23 protein-coding genes and 1 other RNA gene are annotated in these 25,160 nt (G+C 51.1%); 15 read left to right on the top strand and 9 right to left on the bottom strand.

Annotation, left to right across the window (positions count from 1 at the left end; translation table 11 throughout):
• Window positions 1-20: 20 nt before the first annotated feature.
• The 5 genes from ACYU87_RS03615 to rpiB all read right to left on the bottom strand — a co-directional run bounded on the left by ACYU87_RS03615 (window position 21) and on the right by rpiB (window position 6,371).
• A complete protein-coding gene (locus ACYU87_RS03615) occupies window positions 21-1,136 on the bottom strand; it encodes a helix-turn-helix domain-containing protein (protein ID WP_461132655.1) in 1,116 nt (371 codons plus the stop codon).
• 3 nt (window positions 1,137-1,139) lie between these two features.
• Window positions 1,140-1,757 carry a 3'-5' exonuclease gene (locus ACYU87_RS03610; RefSeq protein WP_461132654.1) on the bottom strand — a complete coding sequence of 206 codons (618 nt, stop codon included), beginning with the start codon at window positions 1,755-1,757 and terminating at the stop codon, window positions 1,140-1,142.
• A gap of 161 nt (window positions 1,758-1,918) precedes the next feature.
• Window positions 1,919-4,054 carry an FUSC family protein gene (locus ACYU87_RS03605; protein WP_461132653.1) on the bottom strand — a complete coding sequence of 712 codons (2,136 nt, stop codon included), beginning with the start codon at window positions 4,052-4,054 and terminating at the stop codon, window positions 1,919-1,921.
• A 107-nt stretch (window positions 4,055-4,161) separates the two neighbouring features.
• Complete coding sequence (locus ACYU87_RS03600) at window positions 4,162-5,928, bottom strand: ABC transporter ATP-binding protein (RefSeq protein WP_461132652.1); 1,767 nt, start codon at window positions 5,926-5,928, stop codon at window positions 4,162-4,164.
• Window positions 5,929-5,939: 11 nt separating this feature from the next.
• Window positions 5,940-6,371 carry a ribose 5-phosphate isomerase B gene (gene rpiB, locus ACYU87_RS03595; protein ID WP_461132651.1) on the bottom strand — a complete coding sequence of 144 codons (432 nt, stop codon included), beginning with the start codon at window positions 6,369-6,371 and terminating at the stop codon, window positions 5,940-5,942.
• Window positions 6,372-6,501: 130 nt separating this feature from the next.
• On the opposite strand from rpiB, the gene zwf reads away from it, so the two are divergent.
• From zwf to ACYU87_RS03570, 5 genes are all read left to right on the top strand, one after another.
• Window positions 6,502-8,001 (top strand): glucose-6-phosphate dehydrogenase, encoded by a 1,500-nt coding sequence (gene zwf / locus ACYU87_RS03590; protein ID WP_461132650.1) that lies wholly within the window; start codon window positions 6,502-6,504, stop codon window positions 7,999-8,001.
• 104 nt (window positions 8,002-8,105) lie between these two features.
• Window positions 8,106-8,444, top strand: a complete 339-nt coding sequence (locus tag ACYU87_RS03585; RefSeq protein ID WP_461132649.1) for a cupin domain-containing protein — start codon at window positions 8,106-8,108, stop codon at window positions 8,442-8,444.
• A 44-nt stretch (window positions 8,445-8,488) separates the two neighbouring features.
• A complete protein-coding gene (gene pgl / locus ACYU87_RS03580; RefSeq protein ID WP_461132648.1) occupies window positions 8,489-9,214 on the top strand; it encodes a 6-phosphogluconolactonase in 726 nt (241 codons plus the stop codon).
• 108 nt (window positions 9,215-9,322) lie between these two features.
• Window positions 9,323-10,843: a capsule assembly Wzi family protein gene (locus tag ACYU87_RS03575; protein ID WP_461132647.1), complete on the top strand. Its 1,521-nt coding sequence runs from the start codon at window positions 9,323-9,325 to the stop codon at window positions 10,841-10,843.
• 123 nt (window positions 10,844-10,966) lie between these two features.
• Window positions 10,967-11,146, top strand: a complete 180-nt coding sequence (locus ACYU87_RS03570) for a hypothetical protein (RefSeq protein ID WP_461132646.1) — start codon at window positions 10,967-10,969, stop codon at window positions 11,144-11,146.
• Window positions 11,147-11,301: 155 nt separating this feature from the next.
• On the opposite strand, the gene ACYU87_RS03565 is transcribed toward ACYU87_RS03570, so the two are convergent.
• From ACYU87_RS03565 to ACYU87_RS03550, 4 genes are all read right to left on the bottom strand, one after another.
• Window positions 11,302-11,778 (bottom strand): hypothetical protein, encoded by a 477-nt coding sequence (locus ACYU87_RS03565; protein WP_461132645.1) that lies wholly within the window; start codon window positions 11,776-11,778, stop codon window positions 11,302-11,304.
• A gap of 140 nt (window positions 11,779-11,918) precedes the next feature.
• Window positions 11,919-12,776, bottom strand: coding sequence for a dienelactone hydrolase family protein (locus ACYU87_RS03560; RefSeq protein WP_461132644.1), 858 nt, complete (start codon window positions 12,774-12,776; stop codon window positions 11,919-11,921).
• 278 nt (window positions 12,777-13,054) lie between these two features.
• Window positions 13,055-13,819 carry an SDR family NAD(P)-dependent oxidoreductase gene (locus ACYU87_RS03555; protein ID WP_461132643.1) on the bottom strand — a complete coding sequence of 255 codons (765 nt, stop codon included), beginning with the start codon at window positions 13,817-13,819 and terminating at the stop codon, window positions 13,055-13,057.
• A gap of 71 nt (window positions 13,820-13,890) precedes the next feature.
• Window positions 13,891-14,307 carry a helix-turn-helix domain-containing protein gene (locus tag ACYU87_RS03550; RefSeq protein ID WP_461132642.1) on the bottom strand — a complete coding sequence of 139 codons (417 nt, stop codon included), beginning with the start codon at window positions 14,305-14,307 and terminating at the stop codon, window positions 13,891-13,893.
• A gap of 274 nt (window positions 14,308-14,581) precedes the next feature.
• Between ACYU87_RS03550 and fumC the strand changes: the two genes are divergently transcribed.
• The 10 genes from fumC to rnpB all read left to right on the top strand — a co-directional run bounded on the left by fumC (window position 14,582) and on the right by rnpB (window position 25,144).
• The gene (gene fumC, locus ACYU87_RS03545; RefSeq protein ID WP_461132641.1) at window positions 14,582-15,982 is read left to right on the top strand and encodes a class II fumarate hydratase; all 1,401 of its coding nucleotides are present in this window, start codon (window positions 14,582-14,584) and stop codon (window positions 15,980-15,982) included.
• 126 nt (window positions 15,983-16,108) lie between these two features.
• Entirely contained in the window at window positions 16,109-17,449 is a 1,341-nt protein-coding gene (eat, locus tag ACYU87_RS03540) for an ethanolamine permease (RefSeq protein WP_461132640.1), read from the top strand.
• Window positions 17,450-17,563: 114 nt separating this feature from the next.
• Entirely contained in the window at window positions 17,564-18,946 is a 1,383-nt protein-coding gene (locus ACYU87_RS03535) for an ethanolamine ammonia-lyase subunit EutB (protein WP_461132639.1), read from the top strand.
• Window positions 18,943-19,728: an ethanolamine ammonia-lyase subunit EutC gene (eutC, locus tag ACYU87_RS03530; RefSeq protein ID WP_461132638.1), complete on the top strand. Its 786-nt coding sequence runs from the start codon at window positions 18,943-18,945 to the stop codon at window positions 19,726-19,728. The genes ACYU87_RS03535 and eutC overlap by 4 nt, the downstream gene beginning before the upstream one ends.
• Before the next feature lie 153 nt (window positions 19,729-19,881).
• The gene (locus ACYU87_RS03525) at window positions 19,882-20,910 is read left to right on the top strand and encodes a Smr/MutS family protein (protein WP_461132637.1); all 1,029 of its coding nucleotides are present in this window, start codon (window positions 19,882-19,884) and stop codon (window positions 20,908-20,910) included.
• A gap of 145 nt (window positions 20,911-21,055) precedes the next feature.
• A complete protein-coding gene (locus ACYU87_RS03520) occupies window positions 21,056-22,351 on the top strand; it encodes a DUF4403 family protein (RefSeq protein WP_461132636.1) in 1,296 nt (431 codons plus the stop codon).
• A complete protein-coding gene (locus ACYU87_RS03515; RefSeq protein ID WP_461132635.1) occupies window positions 22,338-22,769 on the top strand; it encodes a barstar family protein in 432 nt (143 codons plus the stop codon). Before ACYU87_RS03520 ends, ACYU87_RS03515 begins: the two co-directional genes overlap by 14 nt.
• A 204-nt stretch (window positions 22,770-22,973) precedes the next feature.
• Window positions 22,974-23,879 carry an NAD-dependent epimerase/dehydratase family protein gene (locus ACYU87_RS03510; RefSeq protein ID WP_461132634.1) on the top strand — a complete coding sequence of 302 codons (906 nt, stop codon included), beginning with the start codon at window positions 22,974-22,976 and terminating at the stop codon, window positions 23,877-23,879.
• Between the two features lie 128 nt (window positions 23,880-24,007).
• The gene (gene tpx / locus ACYU87_RS03505; protein WP_461132633.1) at window positions 24,008-24,601 is read left to right on the top strand and encodes a thiol peroxidase; all 594 of its coding nucleotides are present in this window, start codon (window positions 24,008-24,010) and stop codon (window positions 24,599-24,601) included.
• A gap of 132 nt (window positions 24,602-24,733) precedes the next feature.
• Window positions 24,734-25,144, top strand: an RNA gene (gene rnpB, locus ACYU87_RS03500) — RNase P RNA component class A.
• The last annotated feature ends 16 nt before the right edge of the window (window positions 25,145-25,160 follow it).

Below are 25,160 nucleotides of genomic sequence, written 5' to 3'. Positions count from 1 at the left end.
TGCCAACGGATGATTTGGCCTTAGTCACGCTGGGCAAACTCGCTCGGTGACTGCCCGGTGTGCTGACGAAATATCCGGTTAAATGTTGTTTTTGAATTGAAGCCCGATTCCAGGGCAATACCCAGTAGGGTAAGCCGGGTCAGGTCATTGGAGTGCAACCGTTGCTTCACTTCGTTGACCCGATAGGCGTTCACAAAATCATTGAACGATTGGCCAATACCAGCGTTGATGACCTGCGAAACAACCTTAGCATTGAGATCGACGTGCTGAGCAAGTTCGGTTAAGGTCAGGGTAGGATTGAGGTACAATTTGTCGGTGTCCATCGCCCGCCGAATACGCTCAATGTGCTCTGGCTTGACATCGATGACTGGTTTAGCCGGGTTATGCGAAAGGTCAGCAACGGCATCATTTTTGAATTGTACGTTGGCTAAATTACCCTGCTTCAAACCCGCTACACCCAAGACAATCAGAAGTAAACAGAGTAGCCAGTATGAGTAATCATACTGATAAAACAAATGGAAAATATCGCGCAGGATCAGTTCGACAGCCCACTGAACGCACACTACAGCCAAAATAAAGAGTAAAGCCCGAAGCCACCGCAAGGTCAGTCGGCTGGTTTCTGAGAAGTTCTCCTGGACATAATGGCCATACTTCTGAAGCAGCCGCAACGATAAAATTAAGTAAATGAGTAAGGAAAGCCAGGTACCGTCAAACTCGATGCTGTATGTGATCGGATAATGAACGGTTGTCCAAAACCAGCTTCGATATTCGTAAGACTGACTGGTAAGAAAGAAATACAGCAGTGCCTGAATGGCGACCGGCAGAAAATGCAGCCAATGCTGTCGTTTGAGTCGAAAGTGACTGTTCGTCAGACTCTTGACGTAAAAATAAATAAGTGGCCCAAAAGCGAAGGAATAGAAAATGGGTAGAAAGTACAGGCCTGCATTTTGTGTATACAAGCCCGATACCCGAAAGAAACCGTCGATTTGCCAGCACGAGATAGCCGCCATCAGCCCCGCCAGAAAGCGGTTGGCCTGCCGATTGTCGCTTGTAAACCAGAGGAGTCCGGCCGAAAAAAAGCCGATGTTAATGATGGACAACGCCAGGATTACCTCGAATGCAAAGCGAATCTGCATGCCTTAGCCTATTAACTTCATCTCATCGGCCAGGGCAAAGACTTTTTTCAAACACCTGGCTGTCAGTACGGCATCTTCGAGCGCATTGTGAAAACCATCCTCCCGGGAGAAACCAAAATAGCCCGCAATAGCCGTAAGACTCAGGCGATCCGGCACTTTCTGGCCGTTTGCTTTTAAAACCCGGAAGGTAAAGTAAGCCAGCGTGTGCAAATCGAGTAGTACGCGGGAGAAGGGCCATTTCAGCTTCTCGTAGCGATAGGCCTCTTTGAGGAAATTGATGTCGTTTATAACACTCTGACCACAGATGACCACGTCACGTAAAAACGGGGTTCGGTCCAACTGGCCTTTGGGCACGCGGAGGGCAAGTTGTAAACAAATCCACTCTTCCAGTTCAGGCAGCACGTCGTAGATCATGGGTGCATCTTCTAACTCGGCCAGCGACAGGTTATGGATTTTTTCGGAAGAGGAGGAAAAGGCTTCTTTATTTTCGGGGTATACATTGGTGAGGTAAGTACCTTTCTCGACCCAGTTATCATCGAACAGAACCGCGCCAATCTGAATAATTTCATTGTAATCGGGTTCGGGTCCTGTCATTTCAAGGTCAAGCACTAGATAGGGCATAGTTTTAATGGTTTTAGAGGTGAAAATTGACGTGAGAAAAAAGATTAATAAGTTGAAAAACTAGCAGGTAATTTTTCAATGATGGAACAAAACGATCAGATTCTTGGTTTTCATTACAACATGCACGAGAAGTCCCCGATAGCGAAACTGTCGGGGATTTTTTATTTGTCTACCCGCTCCACCAGTTTCCCAATATCGCTGCTTACCTGTTGAATAAACGCCAGCTGATCGCTCAACAGCGGGTCTGGTGAATTGTCCATGACAGGTAACGCAGGCAGAGGTACTCCCGCGCTATCTTGAATCGGTTTTTCGGCCGTTGTGCCCAACCGTCGTAGACTCTCAGTCAGGCTGAATAAGGCCCGTTTGATCGGTCGTTGTAGGGTCGTTGGGTAACAACCAGGCTGATTCGCTAATTGAGCAGACGTGATGGTGGCGATATTGGCCGATAAAATATGGTTCAGAACAACAAATTCGTAAACAAGTTTCTCGTTACGCTGCTTGTGCTTCGGTTCAGAGAGCATACGTTCAAAAGCCGCTGATAGATTAGCCGACGTTACGTATACTTCTTTACGGGTCAGTTTGTACTCGACCGAACTAATCGTTCCCCCGGAAAGGCTATCGAGCAATAGCTGTAAATACCGAATGTTGGCGTGCAAAATGGCCTTCATGGGTTTAACTAACTGATCGGACTCCCATTGCGGGAAGAATGCGTATCCGGCCGTCAGAGCAATAATGCCTCCCAGCAGTGTATCGAAGAAGCGCTCTTCGGCAACCCCCAGGTAGCTCACCCCTAGAAAGTTGAAAAGAATCAGTACGAAGGGAGTTACACAAATGACCATAACGATGTAGTTGATCCGCTGCGCGCTGTAGGTGCCCAGCATAAACAGGACCATAAAGCCAAACTGTACATGCTTGTCAGGAAAATAGGTGAGCACGAGCACACCAATAATACCCCCGGCCAGCGTGCCAACGATCCGCTGAACATTTCGTTGCTTGGTCAGGCTGAATGCGGGTTTCAGAATCACCGAAATGGTCAACAGCACCCAGTAGCTATGGTGTCCGTAGGGCAGGAGTTTGGTAATAATAAAGCCCAGCAGCATGGCTATGGCCACTCGTATCGAATACCGGAAGGTTAACGAACTAAGGGTCAGATTATCCCGGAACGACTTCAGGTCGATTTCCTGATGGGAAACAAATCGGCCGTACTCCATGGCCTCGTTATCGACGGGGTTCACTTTCGTGGACGAAAGATTTTTTTGTAACGTACTGACCCGTTGGCTTATCGTTCGTAACGTAACCAGTACTTTTTTGAGTACAAGCGTACTGCCATCCTGGTCACTGAGTGCGTCGATGCTGCGTTTCAGGTTTTCCAGTTCAGGCGTACTGTCGACCGGTCTGTGAAACGGGACGGGCAACTGAATGGCTAAGCCGATGTGATCGAGTTCAACCGATAAGCGCCGGATGGATCGGGAAATAGCATCTAATACCGCCGATTTGCCAAAACGCTCGCGAATGTCGGAATAGTCGTAATACATCGCGATGATCTGTTCGTATAAATCGACCACATCCACAAACGTCAGAAGCAGCAACCGGCCTGTTCGCGTGGTTTCCGTAACAATGCGTCGACTTTTGAACAAGACTTCCCGCACGGCATCCTGCTTTTCGCTCACATCGACCTGCTGGGCAATCAGTCGGCGGTAGTTATCGTCCAGTTGGGTACTGGTGTCGTAAAAGTCTCCTTTGATGGCCATGAGTTTAGCGATCTCATGGATGCATTGCCCCAGTGCCTGCTGCGCCAGTCGGTACGGCTGCAGGCGCGATGCGATCAAACTAATGGTACTGTACCAGACGCTACCAGCTAATACCAACGTACTCTCATGGATGACACCCCGGGCGTCGAGTGGTCGGTCGATCATCAGAATCATGATGAGCAGGGCCGCCGTTCCCACGGATGTGGCGCGACTGCCGTAGATGGCAAACATGGAAAAGAAAAAACTGAACAGGAATATTTCTACGCCCAACACGTACGGATGCATCCGGGCAAAACCCGTTATGAACGTTACCGAAAAGCTGATCAGGGCGCTGATGGCCATTCCGTTGCGCCGGTGCATAACCGGGCCGGGGGCGTCGCTCAGGCTGACATTAAGTGCCCCCAGCGACATGGCCATCCCCGCCTGAAGCTGCCCGAACTGCGCCAGGAATAAAGAAGGCAGGAGAATGGACAGCGTTGTGCGTAACCCATCAGAAAAATACTGACTGGACAGAAAATAGCTGACCTGCCGACCACGCTTGTTCATAAGGAGACTTTCAGTAAGGCACGGGCAAAAAGCTGTGCCGCCATTGTTGGGCTCTTGTCGTAGCCTCTTTTTTGGGTAATGTATAAGCTGGTTGAAACAGGTAATAGTTAAGGCTCGGCATTGGTCAGATTTGTTCTGCGTTCGCCGATTTGCTGCCGCCACATGGCATAATAGAGTCCCTTTTGGGCAACCAATGCATCATGACTACCCATTTCGATGACTTTGCCTTTCTCCAGCACGAAAATGGTATTGGCGTGCAGAATGGTCGAAAGTCGGTGAGCAATCAGAATGGTAATCTGTTCATTCAGAGCCGACACGCTTCGAACAGTATCGGTAATTTCTTCTTCGGTTAGTGAGTCGAGTGCCGATGTGGCTTCATCGAAAATCAGCAGGCGTGGGTGCCGGACCAGGGCCCGGGCAATGGATAGCCGCTGTTTTTCGCCCCCAGACATTTTCAGTCCGCCCTCACCAATTTGTGTATCGAGCCCGTGGGCCGAGCGAGCCAGCAGGTGATCGCAGGCCGCTTTGTCCAGTGCGTCGAGCATTTCGGCTTCCGTAGCATCGGGTTTAACGAATAACAGGTTTTCGCGGATGGTTCCGGCAAACAGGTGCGTATCCTGGGTAACGAATCCGATCTGTCGACGCATCGGATTGAAGCGAATATCTTTCGTGGAAATGTCATTGTAGTAAATCTCCCCATCGACGGGTCGATAAAGACCAACCAGCAGCTTGACCATAGTAGATTTTCCGGAACCGGATGGCCCCACAAAAGCAATGGTATCGCCCAGCTGGGCTTCGAAAGAAACCCCGTTAATTGCATTCTGAACCGCGCCGTTGTGCCGAAACACCACATCATCGAAACGTAGTCGTTCGAGGGGCCCGACAACCACAGGCGATTCCGGGTTTCGTTCGATGGGCTTCTGCATCAATTTTTCGAAACTGTGCAACCCCGCTTCGGCTTCGCGGTACGCCAGAATGATATTGCCTAACTCCTGCAACGGGCTGAAAATAGCAACCGAAATAAACTGCATGGAAATCAGCTCGCCGGTACTTAAAACATGACGGAAAATAAGCCACAGGAGGGTGAACAGAACCGATTGCTTGAGCACGTTGAGCGTGGTGCTTTGCCAGAACGAAAGCAGCCGAACCCGTTTTACCTTGAACATTTCCAGCTCGAAAATGCGCCCGGTCTGCACCTTAAGCCGTCTGATTTCCGGAAACGTTAGTCCCAGACTTTTTATCAGTTCAATGTTGCGTAACGACTCGGTAATAACGCCCGACAACAGGGCTGTTTCGCGGTTGATCGACCGTTGCGTGGTTTTGATCTGAGTACTGAGCATACCCGTCAGGCCACCCAGCAGCAACACGCCAATCAGAAACACGGGTACCAGGGCCCAGTGTTTCGTGACGGCGTACCAAATGAGAAACCCGATGCCGACCAGCGACGAAAACAGGATATTCACGAAGGCGTTGATGAACTTCTCCGTGTCAGTACGAACTTTCTGGAGAATGGACAGCGTAGCTCCACTACTCTGGTCGCCAAACTCTTGGTAGGATAACCGGAGCGTTTGTTTCAGGCCGTCATTGAAAATGTCGGTGCCGAATTTCTGAACGACCAGCCGGGTGGTATACTCCTGAAAGGCCTTGGTGATGTTTGACAAAACGGCTACGCCAACGGCAAGTCCCAGCAGAAACAACACCCCATTGATCTTCTCCGAATCGGTTTTCCGGCCGGGATTTGTCGCGTATTCGTCAATAAGTTTCCCGAAAATAATGGGGTCGACCAGGGCCAGTATCTGGGCAGTACCTGCCAACGCCAGAGCCAGCACTGCCAGCCAGCGATACGGTTTCAGGTACGTCCAGAGGATAGTCATGGGTTGATCAGTTACCGGTCAAGCTCGTTAATGCGAGCCTGGTGTCGACCGCCTTCGAAGGGGGTATCGAGCCAGATTTTAACCAGATTGAGGGCTGTTTCCTCGCTCATCATCCGCTCGCCAATTGATATAACGTTGGCATCGTTATGCTGGCGGCACAGCCGGGCCGACTCTTCGTTCCAGCACAGGCCGCAGCGCACCCCTTTAATCCGGTTAGCCATTATCGCTTCGCCATTGCCGGAGCCACCCAGTACCACCCCCCGCTCAACATCGCCGGCAGCAACAGCTTCGGCAACGGGGCGGATGTAAAGTGGGTAATCGACAGAGGGCGTTTCGGCATACGTACCCTTATCGATAACTTCGTGTCCCAGACCTGTGAGGAACTGTTTAATGGCTTCTTTATAACGGAAACCAGCGTGATCGGAGCCTATGGCAATTTTCATATGTAAACGAATAGGGATTAAAACAACAGCCAAAAGTAGCAGAATCGTAGGCTAAGATGAAACCTTAACGGAGTAAACTTGTTCGGAAAACAGACTGGCGGTAATTTGCAGCCCGTCCATCTAACTGACTATGATTCCAGCTACTAATCAGCGCCCCTCGGCAACGATCTTATTTATTTTTGGCGGTAGCGGAGATTTGAATCTTCGCAAACTGACCCCTGCCTTGTACAATCTGTCGCTCGATAACTACCTGTCAGACCAGTTTGCGGTGGTTGGATTGGGAAGAAGTGAGTATACCGATGAGTCGTTCCGGGAGCGGTTGCTCGAAGGCGTAAAGTCGTTTTCCCGTCGGAAAGACGACCTGGAAAACACGTGGGCGTCGTTTTCAAACGTCATCTCTTACCTGCAAATGGACGCGGGTGACGCAAACGCCTATTCGAAACTGTCAGACTTCGTTGCCAAGAAAGAAGGGGAATGGGGTAGTCAGGCCAACGTTGTTTTTTACCTGGCCGTAGCGCCCCAACTGGTGCCGGGCATTGCCACCAACCTGGGCAAACTCGAACTCTGCTGCGATAAATCCCACGTCAGAATTGTGGTCGAAAAGCCATTCGGCCACGATCTTAAAACGGCACAGGAACTAAACACACTGCTGGGCGGCCTATTCGCCGAAGAGCAAATCTATCGGATCGACCACTATTTAGGGAAAGAAACGGTACAGAATATACTAGCCTTGCGATTTGCCAATTCACTGTTCGAACCAATCTGGAACCGACGTTATGTTGAGTATGTACAGATTACAGCCTCGGAAACGGTCGGTCTCGAAGGGCGGGGTGGCTATTACGAAGGGTCTGGTGCGTTGCGGGATATGATCCAGAATCACCTCCTTCAAATGCTGTGTATGGTGGCGACCGAAGCGCCTATTTCGTTCGACGCCAACGAGGTTCGTAACAAAAAGGTAGATGTTCTGAACGCCATCCGCCGGATCAAGCCTGAGCAGGTAAAGGATATGGCCGTTCGGGGGCAGTACGGACCCGGCGAGAAAGACGGCAAAACCATTCCTGGCTATCGTGAAGAGGAAGGCGTCAAGCCCGATTCGAAGACAGAAACATTTGCCGCCGTTAAACTATTCGTCGACAACTGGCGGTGGGAGGATGTGCCATTTTACCTGCGTACCGGCAAGTCGCTTCCCGAAAAAGCAACGGTCATCAATATTCAGTTCAAACCCGCCCCTAGCTACGCCTTTCCCGAAGAAGCCACCGAAAACTGGGCTTCGAACCAGTTGACGATCGGTATTCAGCCGGCCATGGATATTCGGTTACGGTTCCAGGCCAAGCGACCAGGGCAAACGCTCGCCATCGATCCGGTAGAGATGGTGTTCAGCTACAAGGAGGATTATGAGGGTCAGGAGCCGGAAGCCTACGAAACGCTTTTACTGGATGTCATGACCGGTGATGCAACGCTGTTTATGCGGGCCGATCAGGTTGAAGCGGCCTGGAAAGTCGTTACGCCGATTCTGGATGCCTGGGAGTCCGAACCTGTTGACTTTCCAAATTATGCACCTGGTTCATGGGGTCCCGAAGCCGCCCAGCAACTGGTTGAGCGAGACGGCTTTCACTGGATGATGAAGTAGGGGTTAGTCGTTTACGTCTTCCCGTGGCCCGTGGAAACACAGACCACGGGGCCATAGACCACAGAAAGATGCAAACCGATTTCAGATATTGAATACTGCAACCCATGTCCCAATTCGCCAGCCTATTCGTCGATGACCAGCGCTTACCGTGGGAATCGGTAGCCGAAGGTGTGAAGCGCAAAATCATGACCTACGATCCAAACCTGATGATGGTCAAGGTCGCTTTCGAAACGGGTGGCGTTGGCGCACCCCACAGCCATATTCATACGCAAATGAGCTATGTGGCCAGTGGGGCGTTTTCGATCATGATTGGCGAGGAAACGCGCATCGTGCGGGCGGGGGACGTGTTTTACATTCCTTCCAATGTCTGGCACGGAGCCGTTTGCGAAGAGGCTGGGGTACTGGTCGATGTATTTACGCCTATGCGTGAGGATTTTGTTTAACAAACTCTCGCCCACAACACCGAGTGAGAGCTGAACCGTCTGTTATGCAACTTATTATAAAAAAGAATCCCGCCGATCTGGCCAAAGCTGCGGCTGATTTTATTACAAAGCGTATTAAAGAAGTACTTAAAACGCAGGACCGCTTCACGATTGCCCTGTCGGGAGGAAGTACGCCTAAAGCGTTACATGAACTGCTGGCTAAGGCACCTTATGTTGATCAGATTCCGTGGCTTCAGCTCCACGTTTTCTGGGGCGACGAACGCTATGTGCCCATCGACGATGAGCAAAGCAACGCGGGTATGGCGTATGATACCCTGCTTGGGCACGTTTACACCCCCGAAGAACAAATTCATGTCTGGCGTACTGACCTTGAACCCGAGGCTGCATCCGCTGACTACGACCGAATTCTGCATGAGTACTTCGGCGACACCGGCCCTACGTTCGACCTGGTCCTGCTGGGTATGGGCGATGATGGGCACACACTTTCGCTATTTCCTGGCACCGACGTTGTCCATGAGGCAACTGCCTGGACCAAAGCGTACTTCCTGACGCAGCAGGATATGTATCGGCTAACGTTAACGGCGCCGATTGTGAATCGGGCCTCCTGCGTTGCGTTTCTGATTGCTGGGCCAAAAAAAGCCGATCCGCTTAAAGAAGTACTTGAAGGGGACTACGACCCTGATAAGTATCCGTCACAGGTTATCAAGCCCGCCGATGGTGAATTGGTCTGGATGGTTGATGAAAAAGCAGCTGAGAAGTTAACGAAATAAGTAAAATCAAGCTGTGGTTACCTGTTTATTGGCAGCAGGTAGTTTCATTTCGCTTTAATCTGAGGAAGGGGGTGTTTAGGTAGATTTGCTCAATCCAACCGAGGGTCGATGCACTATATTGCCTGTTTACTACTTCTTTCGCTTCTGGCTTCCTTCAACAACGCATCAGCTCAATCGGATTCGGTAAGCAGAACCACGCAGGCGTACACCGAAGTGGGTGCCTTACTGACTACGGGGCCGATGGTGCCGTTCTGGCAACGGGCTAATCAATATGGTACGGTACCGCTGGCGGGCTCTTTCGGTACGGTACGGCTTGGGCTGTCATCTGACTATCGGGCCTCATCCACCCGAAAAATTGATTGGGGATACGGTATCGAGGCTGTTGGAAACGGAGGTTCGTTGACGAAGCAAGTGATCGTACCGCAGGCGTACGTAAAAGCCAGTTGGCGACAACTTGAGTTGTATATCGGTCGTAGACGAACGATTATAGGGCTCGTCGACACGCTGCTGACCTCTGGAGCCTACGCCATGTCGGGCAATGCACTGCCCTTACCGACGATCCAGTTGGGCACACGGGGATACGCACCCATAGGATTCACCAAAGGCGCTGTCAGTATCAATGCGATCTACGGCCATGCCTGGTTCGAGAACGAGAATCGGAAAGTTCAGGGTACTTTTCTTCACCAGGCTTCGCTCTACGTACGATTGGGTAAATCCTCCTGGCCCTTCCGACTATACGGGGGGATCAACCACCAGGCCGTCTGGGGAGGCCAGTCGGCCTATTTAGGGACGAATGTATCGAACAATGGGCAGCTCCCCTCGAGTCTGAAAGCTTACTTGTACGTGGTAACCATGCTGCCCTCTTCTGATTTGTCCGTAGATGGGAACATTTCAGCGTTCGACGAAACGAATCGGGTGGGTAATCATTTGGGATCACTGGATGTAGGGGCCGAATTCAACATTGGCGACTGTGCGTTCCTGGTCTATCGGCAAAATCCGTACGATACCGGTGCGATCTGGTACCTGACTACCATTGCCGACGGCTTGAACGGGTTAAGTATTCGCCGGAGGCATCGGGGGAATGGCTTCTTTTCCGTGGATCGTGGGGTAATCGAATTCCTGTATACCGCGAATCAGGGCGGCAATCAATTCGTTATTGATGATCCGCAGCGCCGGGGAAAGGTCGACTATTTTAACAATTCTCAGTTCATTGATGGGTGGACCACTCATGCACACACCATCGGAACCCCGTTTCTCACCCCCGAAGGCGACATACGCCCAAATCTTCCTTACGGACCCATCATTAACAACCGGGTAGCCGTCCTGCACATTGGTCTGCGCGGCCACCTTGGTAAACAAACAACCTGGTTACTCAAGGCATCGAACAGCCGAAATAGGGGTACGTATAGCGCGCCGTTTGCCAGCACACTGAATCAGTTTTCGGGTTTGGTTCAGGTGAACGGTCCGGTTCAATTACCGATGCTGGGCACTATCCAACTAAATACCAGTGTGGCAGTGGATCAAGGCGCTTTTTTGCCTACTGCCACCGGTATTTATGTGGGCCTGCGTAAAAACTGGTTTGCCGGATCGCTGTCGAAACGGAAATTGATGGTTTCACCACACCTTTAACTGTTTGCCGGAATTAACAACCCGATTAACAAAGAAGCCCCTCTGTAGAGGGGCTTCTTTGTTAATCGGAATATGAAAAAGAACGACTACTTGATCGAGTCTTTCTTTGTTGTATCACTCATCATGGTCGACGTAGAGTCGCTCATTGTAGTCGTTGAATCACCCATCGTAGACGCGCTGTCTGACACTGTCGTTGCCGATGTAGTAGACTCCGTTTTTGTGCTAGAGCAAGCCGTTGCTAGAGCCATCATTGACAGTAGGAAGAATGCAGATTTTGCCATGTCGTTAGTAGAATTAAAGTAGTTAGTATGTTTCTACTCCCTTAATACGCTACCATTGAAAAAGTAACCCATCATGATTTTTTATTTTTCTGATTTTGCCAACTTTTTAACTATCGTTTTAGTAAAAACAGATAAAAAATTGCGTTATCAATAAATGACAGCAGAAAATTTCATCAATCAATCGCTTTCCGCAATGGCGTCGTACACCAGTCCGGCGGCAACGGCATAAACGGCATGGTGAAGGGCATCAATAGCTATTGCCTTTGGCTCTTCCTCTGTAACGGGTGGAGCTACGTCGAGCGACGGAAGCATCGTTAGTTCGGTTGCCCAGATTGCCGCAAAATGCAGAAGCGTGGCTGGCCAGCCCTGTACCCCCGTTAAAGACAAAATCCCTCTTGGAATTCCCCAGGCTGTGCCGTAAGTCCAGTGAATTTCCTGCGATACGGCTTCTTTTTCGTCTTTTCGGGTAGGTTTCAGTTTAAGAACTTTGGAGACCGCTTTGACGGGTGCTGTACTGGATTTCCGTTTCGTGATGCGCATCTCGATCATCTGAGAAATCGTGATGGCTGCGGTACCGGCTATGCCTGCCAATACGCCCGCTCCCAGGGCGAAACTCAACTCTTTTACCGGGTTTTCTTTTTTGCCGATTTTCATGCGTTGTGTTGGTGAACTACGTTAAAGAAATGGCTATTTATTGATCAATAGCTAACCACTACATAGACGCTGAAGAGGCCGCCGATAAGTAAAACAGAAACCTGTCGAATTGTTCGGGTTTATTACTAAATGGCTGGTAATTACGACAGGCGCGCCTTCAGAAATTTTGTTGTCCGTTCCCAGGCCAGTTTGGCTGCGGCTTCATTGTAACGAGTGGGTGCTGTATCGTTATTGAAAGCGTGCTGCGCCCCTTCGTACACATACAGCTCGTAAGGAACGCCTGCTTTTTTGAGGGCTTCTTCGTAAGCCGGAATCCCGGCGTTAATGCGCTCATCCAGACCACCGTAATGGAGTTGTACGGCGGCTTTTATGCTGGGTACATCGGCAGCTTCCGGCTGGCGGCCATAAAAAGGAACAGCTGCTTTCAGATCAGGGTAGTGAACCGCGAGCTGATTGGCCATGGCACCCCCCCAGCAAAAACCTACGCACCCGACTTTCCCGTTGCTTTCGGGCCGTGTTTTGAGGTAATCGAGGGCTTTCTCGAAATTTTCCCGAGTTTTCCCGGGATCCAGTTTGCCGAATAGTTCACGCATCTGGGTTTCGTCGCTGGGTGTTCCGCCAGAGGCAGATAAGGCGTCGGGGGCCAGCGCCAAGAAGCCGGCAACGGCTAACCGGCGCGTAATGTCTTCAATGTGAGGATTTAACCCCCGGTTTTCGTGAATGACGACAACGGAAGGGTACTTACCTGCTGCTGTTGGCCGGGCCAGGTATCCTTTCATGGTGGTGTCTGAGCCAGGAAACGTAACCGACTCGGTTTTGATCCGGTCGTCCTGATGGGCCACCGTTTCGGCGTGCGCGTAGTTGACCTCCAGAAGTGGTAGAACGGTTAGGGCAGCCGCCATGCTACCGGTCAGCTTCGCCAGTTGTTTCAGAAAATCATCCCGTTTAAGAGGCTTGTGCGTGTATTCGTCGAAGAGATTAATAATGCGTTGATCCATACGTAGTTTGGGTAAAGACTTATCCTGTAAAACTGACGAATCATTTACGGAAATACAACTTGGAAAGCCGGTCTCTGAAGATACAAACGACTGAAACGTTATGTACGTTGGTTTCCATAGCCCGTGTCTTTACGGGCCAAATACCCGGCTGGCAATTATGGCTGACACACGAGTGGTTCGTGAGGACATGAACCAGGGAAACCAATCAGGGTCTGTATAATCGGCTTTCCGATCAGCACAGACCCTGATTGATCCTTACTTAGTCAGACAAGTAATTGCTACAAAAACATACCGCCCGAAACTTCAATTCGTTGCGCATTGATCCACCGGGCTTCCTCGCTGCACAGAAAGGCAACTACCCCGCCGATGTCGTCCGGCAGGCCGACGCGGCCCAGCGCCGTAACTGACGCCAGATGGCTGTTGATCTGAGCATTGTCGCGCACGCGTCCCCCGCCAAAATCGGTTTCGATGGCACCAGGAGCGACCACGTTGGCTGCGATTCCCCGGGCGCCCAGCTCTTTGGCCAGGTACCGGGTAAAGACCTCTACGCCCCCTTTCATGCTGGCGTAAGCTGAGGAACCCGGATTGGCAAACCGAGCCAGCCCCGTCGAAATGTTGATGATCCGGCCACCGTCGTTGAGCAGGGGCAGGGCTTTTTGCGTCAGGAAAAATACCCCTTTCAAATGGATATTGACCATCTCATCAAACTGCTCTTCGGTGGTATCTGCGAATAAGGTATAGGCAGCCGTACCGGCATTGTTGATCAGAAAATCGAAGCGATCTGTGGCAAAGGTGTCGTGCAGTGCGGTTTGTAGCTGCTCATAAAAGGCGTCGAAGCGTCGGACATCGCCGGTGTTCAGTTGCAGGGCCACTGCTTTCTGACCAATGGCCTCAATGTCAGCGACCACTGATTGAGCTTCGTCCTGCCTGCTGTTGTACGTCAGCACGACACCAATGCCTTTCTGGGCCAGCCTAAGGGCCATGTTTTTGCCCAAACCCCGGCTGCCACCGGTCACCAGCGCAATTTTGTTTTCAGTTGCCATCGTATTGTGTTTAAGGATGATGGCGCAAAAGTGAGGCTTTCAATCCGCCGGAGTATGGTGACAGCTTCAGATTAAATGGTGAGTAGTTCAGTTTTTGCCCATTCTTCCTGCAAAACCGATTCCCGATACTGTTTGGGCGTCATGCCCTGAAATCGCTTGAAGAACTTGGTAAAATTGGAGGGGTCGAAGGTAAGGGTCGTGGCGATGTTGGCGATGGAGCGTTGATTCGCCTGCAACATTGCTCGGGCAATATGCATGATCTTTTCCTCGAAAAAGAAGCAGGGTGCCTTACCGGTCGCCAGTTTGATGGTATTGCTCAGGTGCGTCGGGTGAATATGCATTTCATCGGCAATGTCCCGGATTTCGTACATCTCCAGCACGCGACCGTCGACAATATCGGACAGATGCCGGTCAATAATGCGCAGGAAATCAGCCGTTATTTCGTGCTGGCGAGCCGCTATTTTTTGAGGTAGTTTGTTCGTGGGCATACAGGAGCGCTTTGGGCCTTTCGACACTAACTATTTCCCGGTAATTTTAGATCACCGCGGTACGTATTCCGCCTGTATTTATCTTTCCTAAAGGCCGGTGGGAGGCCGTTCTACGCGAGAATTTAGTTTAACCGAAAAACGACGAGCGAGAATTGTTTTTCAGTTTTACCTTTGCAGTCATATCAAAGAGTGAAAGAGCGAACGATTGAATGAGCGAAAACCCGTCGCCTTTCTAAGTCACTCTTTTGCTCTTTCACTCTTTCACTCTTTATTCATGGAATACCGCATCGAAAAAGACACGATGGGTCAGGTACAGGTTCCGGCCAATGTTTATTGGGGCGCCCAAACCCAACGCTCTATCGAAAACTTCAAAATTGCTCAGGACATCAACAAAATGCCCCGCGAAATTATCCGGGCGTTTGCGTACCTGAAAAAAGCGGCCGCGCTGACGAACCTCGACGCGGGTGGACTGTCGCAGGAAAAAAGCGATCTGATCGGTCAGGCCTGCGACGAAATTCTGGCCGGAAAGCTGGACGATCAATTTCCCCTCGTTGTCTGGCAAACCGGCTCCGGTACGCAGTCGAACATGAACGTAAACGAGGTGATTGCCTACCGCGGACACGTTTTGCAGGGCGGTCAACTCGCTGATGAGAAGAAATTCCTGCACCCCAACGACGACGTAAACAAGTCGCAGTCGTCGAACGATACGTTTCCGACGGCCATGCACATTGCGGCCTATAAAATTCTGGTCGACGTGACCATTCCGGGTATCACCAAGCTGCGTGATACGCTGGCGGCTAAATCGAAGGCGTTCATGCACATCGTTAAAATTGGTCGGACGCACTTCATGGACGCTACACCATTGACGGTGGGGCAGGAGCTTTCGGGCTACGTGTCGCAACTCGATCATGGTTTGCGGGCCATCAACAATACACTGGCCCACCTTAGCGAACTGGCTCTGGGAGGTACCGCCGTAGGAACCGGTATCAACACCCCCCCGAACTACTCCGAAAACGTCGCGAAACACATTGCTTCGGTGACGGGTCTGCCTTTTATAACGGCCGAAAATAAGTTTGAAGCCCTGGCTGCCCACGACGCGATTGTTGAGGCCCACGGCGCGCTGAAAACAGTAGCCGCCAGCCTGATGAAAATCGGAAACGATATTCGGATGCTGTCGAGCGGCCCGCGCGCGGGAATCGGCGAACTGCACATTCCGGATAATGAGCCGGGGTCGTCGATCATGCCGGGCAAGGTAAACCCGACCCAGAGTGAAGCCATGACGATGGTGGCCGCGCAGGTAATGGGCAATGACGTTGCCATTAACATTGGGGGCATGAGCGGTCACTTCGAACTGAACGTGTTCAAGCCGGTCATGATCTTCAACTTCCTGCATTCGGCCCGGCTCATCGGCGACGTTTGTGTATCGTTCAACGACAAGTGTGCGGAAGGCATCGAACCCATCGAAGCAAACATCAAAAAGCACGTCGATTCGTCGCTGATGCTCGTTACCGCCCTGAACACAAAGATCGGTTATTACAAAGCCGCCGAAATTGCCCAGACGGCTCACAAAAATGGGTCAACCCTCAAAGAAACCGCTCTTCAGCTTGGCTATCTCACCGAAGAGGAGTTCAACCAGTGGGTGAAACCAGAAGATATGGTGGGAAAAATTGAGTAATTTCGGTTAATACAGGCAAAAACCTGTCTAAAAGCGGTCGGCTATTTATTGGCTGACCGCTTTTTGTTTTTACTTTTAGAGAATTGACCTATTTGTACGGATTTGTAAAAAACGATACCAACCTCGATGGCTAACGAAACTCCGGCACTGAAAAAGGCCTTGACACCGATTCATTTATGGGCCATTGGTGTAGGGCTGGTTATTTCCGGTGAATATTTCGGCTGGAACTATGGCTGGGGCGTGGCTGGTACGTTGGGGCTGTTGCTGGCAACGTTGTTCATTACGGTACTCTACTTTACGTTTATCTTTAGCTTCACCGAACTCACAACGGCTATTCCGAACGCCGGAGGCCCGTTTGCCTATGCCCTCCAGGCTTTTGGGCCTATTGGGGCGCTGGTTGCCGGGTACGCTACCCTCATTGAGTTCCTGTTTGCGACACCTGCTATTGCTTTGGCGCTGGGCAGCTACGTCCATTTTCTTTACCCCGGCGTTCCTGTTGTCTGGTGCTCGATCGGGTCATTCGTTGTGTTCACGCTGATCAATCTGCTGGGCATCAAAGAAGCGGCCTGGTTTTCCCTGGTGATGACCATTATCGCCATCGGTGAACTGTTGCTGTTTATTGGCGTCGTGTACCCACACACGCACCTCGATACGTTTCTGCACAACCCGATGCCTTTCGGCTGGTCGGGTGTTTTTGCGGCTCTGCCGTTTGCTATCTGGCTTTTTGTGTGCCTGGAGGGCATGGCAATGGTGGCCGAGGAGGTGAAAGAAGAGAAAAATGCCATTGCCAAAGGTTATATTTCGGCGGTGCTGACGCTGGCTTTTCTGGCCCTCACAGTTATGATTAGTGTGGGCGGCATTACAAACTGGGAAAACCTGGATCACCTCGATTACCCCATGCCCGAAGCCATCGCCCTTGTGCTTGGCCGGCAGAACCCATTGACCAAATTCTTTGCCAGCGTTGGCCTGTTTGGCCTGATCGCTTCCTTTCACGGCATCATCATCAGCTATTCCCGTCAAATCTTTGCCCTAGCCCGTAGCGGCTACCTGCCTCACGGCCTGGCGTTGGTCAGTAAAACCCGCCAAGTTCCGGTCTGGGCGCTGATGGCGGGTGCCGTCTTCGGCATTATCGCGTTGCTTTCATTTGACACGAGTAAACTGGTAATCCTGTCCACGATTGGCGCGGTAGTCGTTTACATTGTCAGTATGCTGGCCTTGTTTCGGCTCCGGCAAACACAACCTGCCTTACCCCGTTCGTTTAAAGCACCCTTGTATCCGTACTTCCCGGCGCTGGCTCTGGTGCTGGCCATTGTGACGCTGGTAGCCATGATTTACTTCTACAGCTGGCTGAGTTTTCTATTCTTTACCGGACTGGTTATCCTATCGGGTGTATTTTACGTATCGGGCAGGTACCAAAAAGTGAAGCAGGAATGGCAACGGGAAATGGTGACCAGCCCGGCCGAATAACATGGGTTGAGGAAAAGGTCTGTATGTTACTGTGTAGGTTCTGGAAATCGCAGCTGTGAACCGTACGGAGCTTTTTGATTGTCGGTGGATCGAGTATTACACACAAATTTGTTTATGGCCTACACATGCACCATTGGCAACTTTACGTACCGCTTCCGGGACCTGAAGGAACTGTTGGCGAAAGCAACCCCGCTGCGTTCGGGCGATGCGCTGGCGGGCTTGGTTGCCGAGCGTTACGAAGAGCGGGTGGCCGCCCAGATCGCCTTGGCCGATGTGCCGCTGACGACCTTTCTGAATGAAGCCGTTATTCCCTACGAAAGCGATGAAGTAACGCGCCTGATTATGGATACCCACGATAAAGCGGCCTTTTCGAGCATTAGCCATTTTACCGTCGGAGATCTTCGCGACTGGCTGTTGAGCGACGAAGCCAGCACCGTCCTGTTGCACCAGATAGCGCCCGGCCTGCTGCCGGAAATGGTGTCTGCCGTATCCAAGCTGATGCGAAATCAGGACTTGATTTTGGTCGCTAAGAAATGTGAGGTCGTCACCCGATTCAGAAATACACAGGGATTGTCAGGTCATTTATCCGTACGCCTGCAACCCAATCACCCAACCGACGATGCGAAAGGGGTGGCCGCCAGCATTATTGACGGATTGCTGTACGGTAGTGGCGACGCCATGATTGGCATTAACCCGGCCACTGATAGTCCGGCGGCAACGGCGCAACTGCTGTACATGCTGGATAACCTGCGCGAACGACTCGATATGCCAACCCAGAACTGCGTTTTGAGCCACATAACGACCACCTTACAACTGATTGAGCAGCGGGTGCCCGTTGACCTGATCTTTCAGTCGATTGCCGGTACCGAAAAGGCGAATGCCAGTTTTGGGGTTACTTTGTCGCTATTGCAGGAAGCGTACGAAGCGGGCCTGTCGCTGAAACGGGGCACGATTGGTACCAACCTGATGTATTTCGAGACGGGGCAGGGGAGTGCCCTCTCGTCGGGCGGGCACCACAACGTCGACCAGCAAACGTGCGAAGTGCGCGCCTATGCTGTAGCCCGGAAGTTTGCTCCTTTTCTGGTCAATTCCGTCGTTGGCTTCATTGGCCCCGAATACCTGTTCGATGGGAAGCAGATCATTCGGGCCGGACTCGAAGATCACTTTTGCGGAAAGCTTATGGGCTTGCCCATGGGCATGGATATTTGCTATACCAACCACGCCCAGGCCGATCAGGACGACATGGATACACTACTGACGTTGTTAGGGGTAGCGGGCATCAACTTTATCATGGGTATTCCCGGTGCCGACGACATCATGCTTAATTACCAGTCTACCTCGTTCCACGATGCACTCTACCTGCGCCGGGTGCTGGGCCTGCGACCGGCTCCCGAATTTGAAGCGTGGCTTCTTCGGCAGGGCATTATGGATGGTATCGGAAACCGGCTGTCGGGTGGGGCGCAGAACCAGTTAGTCGCAGCCCTTCTTCCCGCATGAACGAATCCAGAAAGAACGGCATAGAGCCCGATGAATGGGAGCCGCTGAAGGCGTATACCAGAGCCCGGATTGCGCTGGGGAAAACCGGCGTTTCGGTGCCGCTTCAGGCATCACTTCACTTCAGGCTGGCGCACGCGCACGCCAAAGATGCGGTATATTCGCAGCTGGATCTGGGTGATCTACAGACCTCTCTGGCCGATGCTGGCCTGCCTGTTCACATCCTGCAAAGCCGGGCCGAGAGTCGGGATACGTATCTGCAACGACCTGATTATGGCCGATTGCTCGACGACCGTTCCATTGATTACCTACAGCAACTTAACAACCCTCCGGCCGATGTCTGCCTGATCATCGCTGACGGTTTATCCGCAACGGCCATCATGAAAAATGCGGGTCCGGTCATTTCCCTGCTGGCCCGTAAGCTTCAGCAGGCGGGTTATTCGCTAACGCCCCTATTCGTGGTCGAGCAGGGCCGGGTAGCGATTACTGATGCCATCGGGGAGATGCTGCGCCCTCGGCTGGCCGTTGTCTTTATTGGCGAACGGCCGGGGTTGAGTTCGTTCGACAGTATGGGAGCTTATATCACATATGCGCCCCAATCTGGTCTGACGGATGAACGCCGAAACTGTATTTCGAACATCCGGGAACAGGGTTTATCGCCAGAAATGGCCGTTGATAAACTTCTGTATCTCATTCAGTCGGCCTTCCGTCTGCAACTGACGGGGGTAGCCCTGAAAGATAATAACGACCTTAATGCCGGTAGTTTGCCCCAGCGTATTGGTTGATAGCCAAGAAGATAGTCGATTGTTGAAATTTCTCTTCAAATGATTTGCCCGTCAGTGAAAGGGATTTTTGTTTATATCGGTTATACTTTTGGCGGGTCATTGGCCCCCAAAGCTACTTGACAATTGACTTGACACGGCTGACCATTAACGAGTATGAATATCGGTGATAAAGTCCGGTTACTCCGGGCAAAAGAACAGGGAGTGGTATCGCGCTTTTTACCCGGCGATATGATCGAAATTGAAATTGAAGACGGGTTCCGGATTCCGGTAATGCGTTCGGAACTGGTTCCCGTTTCTCCTCTGGAGGCTGACCGCCTGCTTAAAACCAGCACGTTTGCCCCCCAGAAAACAGTAGAGCCCAAGGCCCCGACCATTCTGTCGAATCAAGGAATTTACCTGGCGTTCTTGCCGGTCAATGATCGCGAGTACACGCTCCATCTAATCAACAATACCGATTGGGAGCTTGCCTATGTGCTGGGCGAAGAATCGGCGGGTGCGGGCGGTGGGGTTCAGTTTCGAGGGCTGCATAGCGGCTTATTGAAACCCAAGTCGCAACAGAAAATGAACGATCTGTACCTGCATGCCAGCTTCGAAAGCTGGCCGACATTTGTAGTCCAGGGACTTTGGTTCAGAGCGGGTAAATCGACGTTGCGGCCACCGCTGATCAAGCGGTTCAAAGCCCGTGCCACCACTTTCTTTAAGAACAAGACAACGGTTCCCGTGATTAATCTGCCTGGCTTCATTACGCAGCTGGATGCGGAGAGTGAACAGCCGCAGCCGTCGGCACCAGGCAGCAATCGTGCGTCCCAGCCCAAACCGGCACTAATTCACCCCGAGGATTTGAAGGCAGAAATGCTCAAGCCTAAATCGGAGACAGAGGGTGTATCCATCGAACGGCCAACGTCAGTGGTTGATCTGCACATTGAGACATTGTTGCCAAAGGGAGCGGGCAATCGCAATCCGGCCGAGCTGTTGAAGCTGCAACTCGATACATTCGAGAAAACGCTTGAAAATGCCATTGCCAGCGCCATGAGCGATATTACATTCATTCATGGGGTGGGAAGTGGATCGCTACGCACCGAACTCCACAAGCGATTAGGGCAGCATCCGCACGTTAAATTTTTTGAAGACGCTCAAAAGCAGAAATTTGGCTATGGTGCCACGAAGGTCACGCTTAAGTAAACAGGCTTTAGGTCACAGGGTCTGTCCATTGGCCTATTTAAGCAGTGCTGTTCTGTGTTGTAGTTTTTTTCTGTTAAGTTGCGGACATCCGTCTGGTAACCGGCTGAATACCAAGGCGCCCAAGGAAGCTTATAATACCACCGAAATGGAAGTTCGAAATGAACGCTTTTTGTCCACGGCTCATGTACCTGTGTCGATTGCGCTGGGCGACGTTGAACGGCAAATCAATGCGCAGGTCAACGGCCTGATCTACGAGGACAACAGTCTGGACGATAACAACAAGGATCAGTTCATGACGAAGGTGTGGAAGCGGGGTACTATTCTGGTCAATGCGCAGGATAGCCTGTTTCACTTTACGGTGCCACTGCGCATATGGGTAAAAGCGGGCATATCGGTACTCGGTTTCACGCAGTACAAAGAAACCGAGTTTGAACTCGACCTGCGTTTCAAGACGAAGTTTGATCTGGATCATGACTGGTCGGTCAATACGCACACCGAAGCGGATGGATACGGTTGGGTGCGTCGGCCAACGGTGAATATTGTGGGGCTGAGTATTCCGATCACCAACATTGTTGGTCGAATGATCGACAAAAATCTGGGCAGCATCACCAAAACGCTGGATCAGCAGGTGCGCCGGAACATTGATCTTCGAACTCCCGTGCTGAAAGTCTGGAATACGCTCCGGGAGCCCTACCTCATTTCCGAAAAGTACCGCACTTATTTACAGGTGGTGCCCAAACGCATCCTCATTACGCCATTGCGTTTTGAGGGGCGGGTCATTCGATCGACCATCGGCATTGAAGGATTTACACTCACGACGACCGGAGCTAAACCCGATGTGAAACCTGCGGTATCGCTCCCCGATCTAACCGTTGTTCCGCAGGTAAAGGACGATTTTCAGATTGGGCTGTTGAGTGAAGCCACGTATCCGGAAGCGGCTAAACTTGCCGCCGACGAGTTCGTTGGAAAATCGTTTTCCTTTAGCGAGAATCGGTACACCATCACCATTACGAGCATGGATATGTACGGTCAGAATGATAACCTCATTATTAAGGCTGGCCTGAAAGGCACGATCAATGGCGACATTTACCTGAGCGGACGGCCTTACTACGATGCACAGCAGCAGACCATCTCGCTGAAAGATTTGCGGTACGACCTGGATACCCGTAATGTGTTGCAGCAGTCGGCCAGCTGGCTATTGAAAGGTACGTTTGCCCGCACCCTCGAGAAGCAATTCACCATACCCATCGGCTCGCAACTAGCTGATATGCAGTTGTTGTTACAGGAGCGATTAAAAAATAATCAGGTCGTAAAAGGAGTCACGATCAATGGGCACATCGACGAAATCAAGCCCGATCAGGTTTACCTGACCCCCACCGCTATGCTGGCTGTCGTTAATGCTAAAGGACGAATCAACGTAAAAGTTGATGGATTACAATAAGGTAACGATGGTCAAACGGATAGAGATTGAGGGTAACGCCATCAACGACATCCCCTCTTTTTATGCGGAGATTAACCGGGTATTTATGGTTGGCGAAAGCTGGACGATCGGTCCTAGTCTCGACGCGCTCGATGATTTATTGTATGGGGGCTACGGCGCCCTACAAGGCGTCCAATCGGTTGACCTTGTCTGGCACCATATGGACCATAGCCGGAATGCGTTAGGCTATCAAACGACCCGAACTTACTATCTGGACAAACTCAGACCAGAATCGCCCTACAACAAAAAACTGTTTGCCGATAAATTGAGGGCTTTAGAGAATGGCACCGGCGAAACGTATTTCGATACAGTCCTGAGTATCCTGGCCGACCATCCGGGCATTCGATTAATCAGTGGTGAAGAGGTTTCTGGTAGGTAAAGGTTAGGCAGAAAATTAAGCGATTCCCCGATCGGAGACCATAGGAATCCGTCTGACGAATTTCAATAGCTAGGTCTCGCACGGACTGGAAATCGTCTGATCTCTGTAGAATCCCGCCCCAAAAGGAGGGCAGGTCCTGCTCATCGACCAGTATTAGTTCATGACCAATCATGACCAAAAAAATAGTTTCAACCAGACGAATACATGACTAAAAAGCGAATACTTTTTACAGGCGGATCGGGAAAAGCCGGGAAGCATGTTATTGCTTACCTCATCGACCAGGGATACCAGGTGCTCAATGTCGATCTGACACCCCTGAATCAACCGGGGGTCGACAATCTGGTCGTTGATGTTACCGATTCCGGACAAGTCTTTAGTGCCATGAGTTCGTATGCCAACCTGGCTGAATTGGAGCCTGGTACCGGCATTCCCAGATTTGATGCCGTCGTTCATTTTGCGGCCGTACCCAGAATCTTACTCAAACCCGATAATGAGACGTTTCGGGTCAACACAATCGGTACCTATAATGTGCTGGAGGCCGCCGTGAAACTGGGCATTCGAAAAATTATTATTGCTTCCTCTGAGACGACCTACGGCATCTGTTTTTCTGATGGCAAAACCAATCCTACTGTACTGCCGCTGGAAGAAGAGTATGACGTGAATCCCATGGATAGCTACGGCTTATCGAAAGTGGTCAATGAACAAACGGCTCGCAGCTTCCAGCGCCGGTCGGGTTTTGATATCTATGCCCTCCGCATTGGCAATGTGATTGAGCCCCACGAGTACGCCGAGCTGTTTCCCACTTATTTTGCCCACCCTGAGGTGCGACGCCGGAATGCTTTCTGTTACATTGATGCGCGTGACTTGGGCCAGATTGTGGATTTATGTTTGCAAAAAGAAGGTCTTGGGTATCAGGTTTTTAATGCGGGAAACGATCAAAATGGAGCCATTCTTCCTAGCCAAGAACTGGCTGAGACATTCTTCCCCGGTGTGCCAATCAGTCGCGAGTTGGGCGAGCATGAAGCCTTATTTTCTAATCGTAAAATTCGGGACGTGCTAGGATTTAGCGAACAACACAACTGGCAGAAATACGTAACCGGAAGGTTATGAAGCCCCCGAAGTAAACAACAGATCACCCTATAAACCGAGCAAGCCAGAACAACGAAAGTATTGCCTGTTGTCTGATTGGAGCGGCTATCTTTGTACATTTAAGGAATCACTATCAATCTATACAGTTTATGACCGGTTCTAAACATTTTACGCACGCCTTTAAACTCTTTCTTCTGGGACTTGCTGGACTATTCGTTACAGGTGTCTCGCTGGCACAAACGACGGGTACGGCCATTTCTCTGGGTGGTAAAACCATTCATACCGTTGGTAAACTACCCGCGGTGGGCACGTCGGTCAAAGAGTTCACGTTGACTGGTATCGATCTTAAGGATAATACCCTGGCTGATTATAAGGGCAAATATGTGATCATGAATATTTTCCCAAGCGTGAACACCGGCGTTTGTTCCAAATCGGTACGGAAATTTAACGAGGATGCGGCAGGACTAAAAAACACAACCGTTCTCTGTATTTCCAAAGATCTGCCTTTTGCCCAAAAAGCTTTTTGTGGCGCGGAAGGCATTAAAAATGTAGTAATGCTTTCTGATTTTAGAACTGATTTTGGCCATTCGTACGGGGTGCAAATTGCCGACGGACCGATGAAAGGATTATTAAGTCGTGCGGTGATCGTAGTGAATCCCGAAGGGAAAATTGTTTACGAACAGCAAGTGCCGGAAATAGGGCAAGAGCCTGATTACGCGGCTGCTATTGCGGCTATTAAGTAAGGGTCGGGCGGGCTTAGCTTGACAACAAGTTGACCATCACCGCCCTGCGTGCTGAGAAATAGACTTACAATCGATACGCCACGTTGGTTTCTTTAAACCTCCTCGATTATCTGTATCTTTGCACCCCCGAGCGATACGAGTCGGCTTATCGCGTCAGAGTAATTGGGCGAGGAAAGTCCGGGCAGCATAGGGCACCCTACTTCCTAACGGGAAGGCGGGCGGTTGGCGACGACCGTTCGACAGCCAGTGTCACAGAGAATATACCGCCCCATTACGGTGGGGTAAGGGTGAAAAGGTGGGGTAAGAGCCCACCGCCCACTGGGTGACCAGCGGGGCAGGATAAACCTTAGGGGCTGAAAGACCAAATATGCGTCGGATGCGGAGCGGCCCGTTCCCGCTTCAGTGTAACCCCCACCGGGTGCGCGCTGAACGCCGACGTGGGTAGGTCGAACGAGGTGGCCGGTGACGACCATCCTAGATAAATGATAAGCCATTCTACTTCTGGTAGAAGGACAGAACCCGGCTTATAGACTCGTGTAGTGAAGGGTTTTTGTGAAAG

The sequence above is a fragment of the Spirosoma lituiforme genome, assembly GCF_054776635.1.
The sequence above is the reverse complement of the archived record's forward strand: the minus strand, read 5'-3'. Positions and strand labels throughout refer to the sequence as shown.